10 protein-coding genes are annotated in these 10121 nt (G+C 58.2%); 1 reads left to right on the top strand and 9 read right to left on the bottom strand.

Annotated features, from left to right (window positions below; translation table 11 throughout):
- Nucleotides 1-51: 51 nt before the first annotated feature.
- Complete coding sequence (murJ, locus tag C2U30_RS17785; RefSeq protein ID WP_029313784.1) at nt 52-1614, bottom strand: murein biosynthesis integral membrane protein MurJ; 1563 nt, start codon at nt 1612-1614, stop codon at nt 52-54.
- A 191-nt stretch (nt 1615-1805) separates the two neighbouring features.
- On the opposite strand from murJ, the gene rpsT reads away from it, so the two are divergent.
- Complete coding sequence (rpsT, locus tag C2U30_RS17780) at nt 1806-2069, top strand: 30S ribosomal protein S20 (protein ID WP_005308808.1); 264 nt, start codon at nt 1806-1808, stop codon at nt 2067-2069.
- Between the two features lie 48 nt (nt 2070-2117).
- Here rpsT and C2U30_RS17775 read toward each other — a convergent pair whose 3' ends face one another.
- The 8 genes from C2U30_RS17775 to rppH form a co-directional block, all read right to left on the bottom strand.
- A complete protein-coding gene (locus C2U30_RS17775; RefSeq protein ID WP_029313781.1) occupies nt 2118-2420 on the bottom strand; it encodes an ArsR/SmtB family transcription factor in 303 nt (100 codons plus the stop codon).
- Between the two features lie 48 nt (nt 2421-2468).
- Nucleotides 2469-3401 carry a transcriptional activator NhaR gene (gene nhaR, locus C2U30_RS17770; protein ID WP_010673095.1) on the bottom strand — a complete coding sequence of 311 codons (933 nt, stop codon included), beginning with the start codon at nt 3399-3401 and terminating at the stop codon, nt 2469-2471.
- Nucleotides 3388-3768, bottom strand: coding sequence for a hypothetical protein (locus C2U30_RS17765; protein ID WP_175429470.1), 381 nt, complete (start codon nt 3766-3768; stop codon nt 3388-3390). Before C2U30_RS17765 ends, nhaR begins: the two co-directional genes overlap by 14 nt.
- A gap of 20 nt (nt 3769-3788) precedes the next feature.
- A complete protein-coding gene (gene nhaA / locus C2U30_RS17760; RefSeq protein WP_010673093.1) occupies nt 3789-4979 on the bottom strand; it encodes a Na+/H+ antiporter NhaA in 1191 nt (396 codons plus the stop codon).
- 279 nt (nt 4980-5258) lie between these two features.
- Entirely contained in the window at nt 5259-6053 is a 795-nt protein-coding gene (gene thyA / locus C2U30_RS17755; protein ID WP_042014892.1) for a thymidylate synthase, read from the bottom strand.
- Nucleotides 6053-6877 (bottom strand): prolipoprotein diacylglyceryl transferase, encoded by an 825-nt coding sequence (gene lgt, locus C2U30_RS17750; protein WP_039039982.1) that lies wholly within the window; start codon nt 6875-6877, stop codon nt 6053-6055. The genes thyA and lgt overlap by 1 nt, the downstream gene beginning before the upstream one ends.
- Nucleotides 6878-6943: 66 nt before the next feature.
- Nucleotides 6944-9223 carry a phosphoenolpyruvate--protein phosphotransferase gene (gene ptsP, locus C2U30_RS17745; RefSeq protein WP_010673090.1) on the bottom strand — a complete coding sequence of 760 codons (2280 nt, stop codon included), beginning with the start codon at nt 9221-9223 and terminating at the stop codon, nt 6944-6946.
- 13 nt (nt 9224-9236) lie between these two features.
- Entirely contained in the window at nt 9237-9764 is a 528-nt protein-coding gene (rppH, locus tag C2U30_RS17740) for an RNA pyrophosphohydrolase (RefSeq protein WP_010673089.1), read from the bottom strand.
- Nucleotides 9765-10121: the final 357 nt, after the last annotated feature.

Genomic DNA, 10121 nt, shown 5'->3' with positions numbered 1-10121 from the left:
GACCGCTCCCCCATCTCCCCTGTACTGTCCCCCTCCCTTGCAGCTGGCTCCTTATTGCTGACCGGCTCTCAGGTGCCGTGGCCGGATCCCCAATGCCAAGAGGACAATGCCATACAACGCTCCGCCCAGGCAGAGCAGCAGGGTCAACTCCAGGCTGGCCTTGCCCATGCTCCAGGCACCCCATTGGGCGAGATCCGGTGACAGATAGGCCAGAAGCCCCCCCATCAAGACCGTTGCCGCCAAGAGCTTGAGGCAGAACAGCCCGGTGTTGCGGGAAGGGCGATAGACATCCTGCTGATAGAGCCCCTTGAACAGCAGTACGGCGTTCAGCGTGCCGGAGCAGGCGGTCGCCAGCGCCAGCCCGACGTAGCCGAGCGGATAGATGAAAATAAGGTTGCACACCATGTTGGCTACCATGGCCATGATGCCGATACGCACCGGCGTCCTGGTGTCCTGGCGGGCGTAATAACCGGGGGCCAGCACCTTGATGAGCATCAAGGAGAGCAGCCCCGTGGTGGAGGCCAGCAGGCTCGCACTGGACATGCTCACCTCGTGCAGACCGAACTCACCGCGCATGAAAAGTACCCGCAGTATGGGCTCGCGCAGCACGGCGATGCCGACCATGGCTGGCAAGCCGAGCAGCATCACCATGCGTACCCCCCAATCCATGGTGCGAGAGAAATCAGCCGGATCCGCATCCACGTGTTTTCTGGCCAGGGCAGGCAGGATCACCGTGCTGATGGCCACAGCAAAGAGGCCGAGGGGAAACTCCAGCAACCTGTCCGAGTAATAGAGATAGCTGATGGCACCGGTAGCCAGGAACGACGCCAGCATGGTGTTGATCAGCAGGTTGATCTGGCTGACCGACACCCCGAACAGCGCCGGGATCATCAGGGTGCGGATCTTCACCACCCCCGGATGGTGCCAACCCCACTTGGGCCAGACCAGCATGTTGAGCTGGCGCAGAAAAGGATACTGGAACAAAAACTGGACCAGACCGCCGAGGAAGACACCGATCGCCAGGGAGATTTCGGGGCGCTCCATCAAGGGCGCGATCCACCAGGCCGCCGCAATCATGGTGATGTTGAGGAATACCGGCGTGAAGGAGGACACGGCAAAACGGCCAAAGGTATTGAGAATGGCCCCCGCCATGGCGGTGAAGGTGATGAACCAGAGGTAGGGGAAGGTGATCTTGAGCATCAGACTGGCCAGCTCGAACTTCTCCGCCGCCGGTCCGCCATGCAGCCAGTCCCAGAACCAGCCCCAGCCAAAGAGAGCCGTCAGGACACCGGAACCCAGCACCCCGAGCAGAGTGACAACGGTGACGATGCCACCCAGGGTGCCCGCCACCGCCGCCAGCAGCTCCCGAACCGCCTGCTCGTCACCGTTTTTCTTGTACTCCGTCATCACGGGCACGAAGGCCTGGTTGAATGCCCCTTCGGCAAAGAGCCGGCGCAAGAAGTTGGGAATGCGATTGGCGAAGAAGAAGACGTCTGCGGCCACCCCGGCACCGAGCAAATTGGCGATGACCACATCGCGCACCAAGCCCATCACACGGGATGCCAACGTCATTCCGGACACAATCATGCCGGATTTGATCAATTTCTTACTCAAGACGAGGCCTCTGGAACTGTCGGAAAGAAAAGAATGCTGTTAGAATCGGCCGACAGTTTAACCGTCTCCCATCTGACACACCACCGGGGGGCGGTGTTTATTTGCACAAATCATTTGACAATATGTGGTTGGGAAGGCATATTTCCGGGCCTTTTCAATACACTCGCTAAGACAGTTTTAGGAGTTTTACCTTGGCTAACATCAAATCTGCTAAGAAGCGTGCTCTTCAGTCAGAGAAACGTCGTCAGCACAACGCCAGCCGTCGTTCCATGACCCGTACCTACCTGAAGAAAGTGATCGCTGCCATCGCCTCTGGTGACAAGGCTGCTGCCACTGCCGCTTTCGCTGTTGCTCAGCCGATCATGGATCGTATGGCGACCAAAGGCCTGATCCACAAGAACAAAGCTGCTCGTCACAAGAGCCGCCTGTCTGCCCAGATCAAAGCCATGGCTTAATCAGCATCCGCTGATGAAAGCTGAAAAAACCGGCCTAGTGCCGGTTTTTTATTTGGGGTCGCTACAGTACAGTCTGTGCAACAGTCCGATCATCTCACGCACTTCATGGCTGCGCAGGGAATAATAGACCGTCTGGGCTTCCTTCCTCGTCGCCACCAGCTCATCCCGGCGTAACACCGCCAGATGCTGCGACATGGCTGACTGGCTCAATCCCAAGACCTCGTTCAGCTCGCCGACCGACAGCTCCCTATCCAGCAACTGGCACAAGATAAACAGCCGCCGTTCATTGGCCAATGCCTTGAGCAGGGTGACGGCACGCCCGGCATTCGCTTCCATCTCTTCCAATTGCATCTCACCCTCCTCTTCCAAGACAGGCATCATAGCGCCGTCACCGTCGATTTAAAACGAGAGGCTTGCCGGCTGAATGGCCGTGAAATCCTCCTGCCCGGCAAAGAGGAAGGAGAAATCACTCTCGCATACTCGCTTGACCGCAGGATGTTGGATCATCCGCTCGGCAAAGATGACGTAATACTCCTCCATCAGATCCTGGGTTTCACCTAGCAGCATCACCTCCTCCCCCTCCAGGATCTCTTCCCGATAGATGGTCGGAGCCATGAAGATGCCCTGGTTGAAGAAGCCGAACGCCTTCATCAGCGCCGCATCGTCGAATTCTCCCAGAATGCTGGGGGAAATTCCCTGCTGCTCGAACCACTGGGTCAGTTGACGACCCATGGCGGTGCGACGGCCCGGGATGAGCAGCTTGCGCTCTTCCAGGCAGGCAGGGAAAGGCTGGGAGGGCAGAGGCGCCTTGCAGAAGAAACTGACGCCGCATCCCCCCAGACGCTTGGACAGCAACCCGGCATGCTGGCTGGAGTCCACCGGGCAATCAGAGAGGATCATGTCGAGCTTGTGCTCGCTCAACTGCTCCAGGAGCAGTTCATGGGTCGACTCGAAACAGCGCAGGTGAATGGAACCATCATTGGGGATCACGGAGAGCAGTACCCGGCTGGCAAGACGCTTGGAGAGTGCATCTGCGATGCCGACGTCGAACAGGATCTGGCTCTCCTTGCGGTAGTTGACGATATCCAGCATCTCGTAGGAGAGGCTGAACATCTTGTCCGCATAGCGAAACACCAGTTGGCCAAGCTCGGTAGCCTCAAGGGAGCGTCCCTTTCTGATCAGCAACTTGCCGCCAAGACGCTGTTCGAGCAGCTTGATCTGACCGGTCACGGTCTGCGGAGTCAAAAAGAGGGCTTCCGCCGCCTGCGTGACGGAGCCCTTCTTCTGAGTCATCCAAAAATAGTAGAGATGGTTGTAGTTAAGGTGTGACATCCGATGGGGTTCCCGCGCCAGGCGGGCTCCGGTAGCAGCTGAGTTCAACCGCCAGAATGTCATACATGTCGCTGATCGAGTCAACCTTGTTCGCGTCGAACTGTGCCTGCAGATGGGCCTTGAGACGACCGGCATCCGGCATTCGCTCGGTGCAATAGCGCTTGTTGGACAGCTTGACTCGCTCGCCGGCACGACTGCTCAGTGCCCGTTCGGCGAAGGTCTCTCCGAACCGGGCTTTTACCTGTGAGTCTCCCAGCATGAGTGCGCTGTCGACCACCCCGTTGAGATAGGCAGAACAACTTGCCGAGGTGGCATCCCGCTGACAATCGGCCAGACTATCTGCCCAGAGTGCAGGGCTCGCAAGCATGACTAACCATCCTAGTTTTCTCATAACCCCTCCGTACTTTGATTCGCCTCCCGATTGGGCAGCGATATCCGCAGGGCGATGTAACCGATCACGGCCGCGAGTGTGGAACCTGCCAGGATCCCGAGGCGCGAGTAGCTGCCGTAGTCCAGTCCGCCATGCTCGAATGCCAGCGATGCGATAAACATCGACATGGTGAAGCCGATGCCACACAGGATGCTGACGGCAAAGATCTGTCTGAAGTTCACTCCTTGCGGCAATTGGGCAATGCCTGATTTCACAGCCAGCCAGCTGATGGTGAAAATCCCGAGCGGCTTGCCGACGAAGAGCCCCAGGATGATCCCCATGGGGAGCGGATTGAGCAGAGCCGAGAAGTAGATCCCCTCCAGCGATACCCCGGCGTTGGCGAAAGCGAACAGCGGCAGGATCAGGAAGGCACTCCAGGGGTGCAGCACATGCTCCAGATGCTTGAGTGGCGATGCGTAACGCTTGCCGTTGAGGGGGATCATGAAGCCCACGATGACCCCCGCCAGGGTCGCATGGACACCGGACTTGAGCACGGCAACCCAGAGCACCAGGCCGACCAGCATATAGAGTCCAATCCTGTCCTCACCACGGCGATTCATCCAGAGCAAGGCCAGGGTGGCCACCACACCTATCGCCAGCGCAGTCAGCGACAGTTGCTGGGTGTAGAAGAGGGCAATGATGATGATGACCCCCAGATCGTCCATGATGGCCAGCGCCAGCAAGAAGACCTTGAGACTGGTCGGTACCCGCTTGCCCAGCAGCGCCATGACCCCGAGAGCGAAGGCGATGTCGGTTGCGGCCGGAATCGCCCAGCCAGCACGGGTAGCCTCGTCTCCGTAGTTGAAGAAGCTATAGATGAGGGCCGGTGCCAACATCCCACCCACGGCGGCAATGGCCGGGAAGGTTGCCTGCACCCGGGAGGAAAGCGCCCCCTCCAGCATCTCTCGCTTCACCTCGAGACCCACCAGAAGGAAGAAGATCGCCATGAAGCCATCGTTGATCCAGAGCAGCAGCGGCTTGTTGATGTCGAGCGCCGCGATGCGAACCTGCACCTCGGTATTGAGGAAGCTCTGATAGTGTTGCGCCAGTGCCGAATTGGCCAGGCCGATGGCAAGCAGGGCGGCCAGGATCAGAATGATCCCGGAAGCAGACTCCAGTTTGAGAAAACGCTTGAATACATCGCTCATATCTAACTACCCATAAGATTCCATTTTTTCAGTCTAGGGCCCGAGTAGCTCAATGAAAAATCGTTTCTAACGGCCGATAACAACGGAAAAACCGAAAGCAAAACAGATAATGCCTGCTATAAGCCGGTTACTACCCTCTTTCAAGAGCCTTCTCTCCACCCGGAACATCGCATATTAATTCACAGAAAATGCAAAAAGGCACCCGAGGGTGCCTCTAACAGCTGAGTGTCGATTCATCGTCACCTGAGAGGCGGGACTCGCCCCAGGCTCATTATCTACTCAAATAGCGACAGGCGCCTTGATCCCAGGATGGGGATCATAGCCCTGGATCTCGAAATCCTCGAATCTGTAATCGAAGATGGAGTCAGGTTTGCGCTTGATCACCAGTTGCGGCAGGGGGCGCGGCTCGCGGGTGAGTTGCAGTGCCGTCTGCTCCATGTGGTTGGAATAGAGGTGCACATCGCCACCGGTCCAGACAAAGTCCCCCACTTCCAGATCGCACTGCTGCGCCATCATGTGGGTCAGCAGCGCATAGCTGGCAATGTTGAACGGCAGGCCAAGGAAAACATCACAACTACGCTGGTAGAGCTGGCAGGAAAGCTTGCCATCCGCCACATAGAACTGGAAGAAGGCGTGGCAGGGTGCCAACGCCATTTTGTCCAGCTCGCCTACGTTCCAGGCGGAGACGATGATGCGGCGGGAATCCGGGTTGTGCTGGATGTCGTCCACCGCCTTCTGGATCTGGTCGATGACAGACCCATCGGCCGCCGGCCAGGAGCGCCACTGGGCACCATAGACAGGCCCCAGATCACCGTGCTCGTCGGCCCACTCATCCCAGATGCTGACACCGTGCTCTTTCAGATAGGCGGTGTTGGTATCGCCATTGAGGAACCAGAGCAGCTCATGAATGATGGAGCGCAGGTGGCACTTCTTGGTGGTCACCAGCGGGAAACCTTCCGCCAGATTGAAGCGCATCTGATGACCGAACAGGGAGACGGTCCCGGTCCCGGTGCGATCGGATTTGACGGTCCCTTCATCCAGAATTTTCTGCATCAGGTCGAGATAGGCACGCATTACTTCGCCTCCTTGGGTGCATTGCCGAACAGACGGGGCTGCTTGTAGGCGGCCCAGACCATGAGCGCACCCGCCACTATCATCGGGGTAGAGAGGATCTGGCCCATGCTGATCTCGTTGAAGTAGAGACCCAGCTGGCTGTCAGGCTGACGAACAAACTCCACCAGGAAGCGGAACAGACCGTAGAACAGCAGGAACATGCCGGAGATGGCGCCACGGGGCGGGTGCTTGCGCCAGAACAGGTTCAGGATGATGAAGAGCACCACACCTTCCAGCGCGAACTGGTAAAGCTGGGACGGGTGACGCGGCTCGGGGCCCGCCTCGGGGAAGATGATGGCCCAGGGGACATCGGTCACCCGACCCCACAGCTCGCCGTTCATGAAGTTGCCGATGCGGCCAACACCGAGGCCAAACGGAATCAGCGGCGCCACGAAATCCGCCACGGTGAAGAAGTGGCGCTGGGTTTTGTGGGCAAACCAGATCATGGCGGTGATCACCCCGATGAGGCCACCGTGGAACGACATGCCACCGGTCCATATCTTGAACAGATAGGTCGGGTCTGCGAGGAAGAGATCGAAGTTATAGAACAGCACGTAACCGATGCGCCCTCCCAGGATCACCCCGAGGAAGCCGTAGAACAGCAGATCCGAGACCTCGTTGCGGGTCCAGCCGCTATTGGGTGCATCGGCGCGGCGACCTGCCAGCCACATGGCGAAGGCAAAACCGAACAGGTACATGAGACCATACCAGCGTACCGATAATGGTCCCAAACTGAATGCTACGGGATCAATCTGCGAGAAAACCCAATATCCGTCGTGCTGCATAGGCGGCCCCAATCATAAGAAAAGCCGCATTCTCCGATCATTCTTACGCAGTAACAAGGTGGAATATCAATCGGGCAGCCTGACCTTGTGCCCAGCCCGCAGCAATCCGCCCAGACCGTGCTCTTCCAGATATCGGGCAAACAGGCCCCGCAGCACGTGAGGATTGTCATGCTTGAGACCATCCGCCATCAGCGCCTTCAACTCGCCAAGGTCGGATTGCCGCAGCACGTATTTGATACGGGAGATGTTGTGGGTATTCATGCTGAAACGACGATAGCCCATGGCCAGCAGCAGCAGCACCCCGACCGGATCGCCAGCCAGCTCGCCACAAACAGAGACCGGCTTGTGATAGCGCTGAGAGGCATCGACCAACAGTTGCAAAGCGCGGATCACCGCGGGATGGAAGGCATCGTAGATGCTGGCGACACGGGCATTGTTGCGATCCACCGCCAGCAGGTACTGAGTCAGGTCGTTGCTGCCTACCGACCAGAAGTCGATGAGCGGCGCCATCTCCGGCAGGATGTACAGCGCGGAGGGGACTTCTATCATCACCCCGAGACTGGGGTAGCGGATCACCGCATCGCGGCTGGCCGCTTCTTCCGACACCTCGCGCCACGCCTGATCCAGCAGACGACGGGAGGCCTTGATTTCACTGACGCTGCTGATCATCGGCAGCATGATGGCCAGATTGTCCAGCCCTTCGCTGGCCCGCAACATGGCCTTGAGCTGAACCAGGAAGAGTTCGGGGTGATCCAGGGTGAGCCGGATCCCCCGCCAACCAAGGAAGGGATTTTCCTCCACGATGGGAAAATAGGGCAGTTGCTTGTCCCCCCCCACGTCCAGAGTCCGCATGCAAACCGGGCGATCCCGATAGGTTTCCAGGATCCCGCGATAGCGGGCAGTCTGCTCCCACTCCGAAGGGAAGCTGTCCTGCAGCATGAAGGGGATCTCGGTGCGATAGAGCCCGACCCCGTCCGCCAGATGATTGAGGGAGATCTCGGTATCCGCACTCAGCCCTGCGTTGAGCAGCAGAGAGACCTTGGTGCCGTCGGCAGTCTCGGAGGGCTGGTTGTCGACGCTACGCACCAGGGTGTCGAGTGCCCGCTCCTCACTCAGCAGTTGCCGGTACTCGGTCAGGATCACCTGGTTGGGTTCGATGAAGAGATCGCCGCTGTAGCCATCGATGACCAGAGTGCGCCCGCCGATGTCACCGAGGGGCAGATCCACCCCCATGATGGCCGCCACCCCCATGGCACGGGCCAGGATGGCGGCATGGGAGTTGGTCCCGCCCTTGAGCGACACCACACCGCTCAGAAATTCCCTCGGGATCTCCGCAAGGATGGTGGCCGTCACTTCATCGGCGACCAGCACCACGGGTTCGCCGATGGTGAGCTGCTCGGGTTCGTCCTGCACCAGCCGGCTGATGAGCCGCTGGGCGATGTCTTTCACATCGGTGGAGCGCTCCCGCAGATAGGGATCCTTCATCCCCTTGAACTGCTCTATCAGCCGATCGCTGATGAGTTTGACCGCCGAGATCGCCGTCCAGTGTTCCTTGCTGACCTTGTTGCGGATGGGCTTGATGTAGCCGGGATCGTTAAGCAGGTGCAGATAGATGTCGAAGATGGCGACCGAGTCCTGGCTGTAGCTCTCGCGAAAGCGCAGTGCCAAGCTCTCCAGATCATGGCGCACTTCCTCCACCGCCAGCTCGAGACGGGCAAGCTGCTTGGCATGATCCTCGTCCTTGCGCGGCGTGATGGTATTGAGCGCCTTGCGCGGACGCCACACCCAGGCCTTGGCGATGGCGATGCCACTCGCCCCGGCAATACCGCGCAGCGGCTTGCTCCAGTCGGTCTTCTGCAGCCACCCCTTGGCCTGGGCCTGGGCGATGCGGGCAGCCAGCTGAGCTGCCAAGGTGACCATGAAGGACTCTTCCCCCTCATCGAAGAGGCGGCTCTCCTTCTGCTGCACGACCAGAATCCCCACTACCTGACGCTGATGCATGATGGGAGCGCCGAGGAAGGAGCGAAACGCCTCTTCCGCCACATCGGGCAGGAACTTGAAACTGGGATGGGAGGGGGCATCGGCCAGGTTGATCAGCTCTTCACGCTGACCCACCAGACCGACGATACCCTGCTCGAACGGCAGGGTGGCCTTGCCCACGGCCGATTCGGCCAGACCATCGGTCGCAGCCAGTCGATAGCGGCGCATGTCCGGCTCGGCCACATAGACGGAGCAGCAGTCCACCGTCATGGCGAGCCGGGTCTGGCTCACCAATGCTTGCAAGGCCTGTTCGAGGGTGTTGGCCTCGGCCATGCTTTCCACGATGCGTCTGAGTTCCGTCAGCAACTAGTTGTGCTCCTTAACGCGAGCGGTTGCGCCGCCCATCTTTTCGGTTAGCCTGCACCACGGGGACTGGCATGGCCAGCGGGGCAAACTCCTTCATCACCCGGCGGTAAACCTCCCGCTTGAAGGAGACGACCTGACGAACCGGGTACCAGAAGCTGACCCAACGCCAATCATCAAATTCCGGGTGACCATGACAGCCAAACTGGATCCTGGACTCTTTGCCAGGATCGAGCTGCAACAAAAACCATTTCTGCTTCTGGCCAATACAGACCGGTGAACTGTCCCAGCGGACGAGTCGTTTGGGTAAGCGATACTTCAGCCAGTTGCGACTGGTCGCCAGTATGGTCACATCGTCCTGCTTGAGGCCTATCTCCTCATACAGCTCACGATACATGGCCTGTTCCGGCGATTCACCATCATCAACCCCCCCCTGCGGAAACTGCCAGGAGTGCTGCCCATAGCGCTTAGCCCACAATACTTGTCCGTCACGGTTACAGATCACGATGCCGACATTGGGACGAAATCCGTCACCATCTATCACGTGATCACCTTATAAAGGCTGAATCTATAACGAGATTGTTCCACATTCACCCCGTGGCGGCAAACAGGGACTGTCATCTTCCATTCATGAATAACTTGGCATTTCAAGCAAAGTTATAAACAAATTGAAGGTTCATGCTAGGCAAGTTGCCCACCCAGACTGTGCATAAACCTGTGATCAAGCAGGTATATACAGTAGTTTTATACTGTGGCATTGCACGGAAGCATATCATACCCGATTCACTTAAAAACAAAATATACATTTAAATACATAAGGTTATAGTTTAATTGCTGGATCAAGATCCATGTCTTTTGCCTAAGAGGATCCAGCCTGTCAATTGTGAACAAGTTCGACTGC

This window comes from Aeromonas sp. ASNIH5 (genome assembly GCF_002902865.1).
Taxonomy (GTDB): Bacteria; Pseudomonadota; Gammaproteobacteria; order Enterobacterales; family Aeromonadaceae; genus Aeromonas; species Aeromonas caviae.
This window is presented reverse-complemented; position numbering and strand designations above follow the sequence as displayed.

Bases quoted from the DNA above. Each gene is read 5' to 3' on its own strand.
- nhaR (WP_010673095.1), bottom strand. From the start codon at position 3,401: ATGTCACACCTTAACTACAACCATCTCTACTATTTTTGGATGACTCAG.
- thyA (WP_042014892.1), bottom strand. From the start codon at position 6,053: ATGCGTGCCTATCTCGACCTGATGCAGAAAATTCTGGATGAAGGGACC.
- lgt (WP_039039982.1), bottom strand. From the start codon at position 6,877: ATGCAGCACGACGGATATTGGGTTTTCTCGCAGATTGATCCCGTAGCA.
- nhaA (WP_010673093.1), bottom strand. From the start codon at position 4,979: ATGAGCGATGTATTCAAGCGTTTTCTCAAACTGGAGTCTGCTTCCGGG.
- C2U30_RS17765 (WP_175429470.1), bottom strand. From the start codon at position 3,768: ATGCTTGCGAGCCCTGCACTCTGGGCAGATAGTCTGGCCGATTGTCAG.
- C2U30_RS17775 (WP_029313781.1), bottom strand. From the start codon at position 2,420: ATGCAATTGGAAGAGATGGAAGCGAATGCCGGGCGTGCCGTCACCCTG.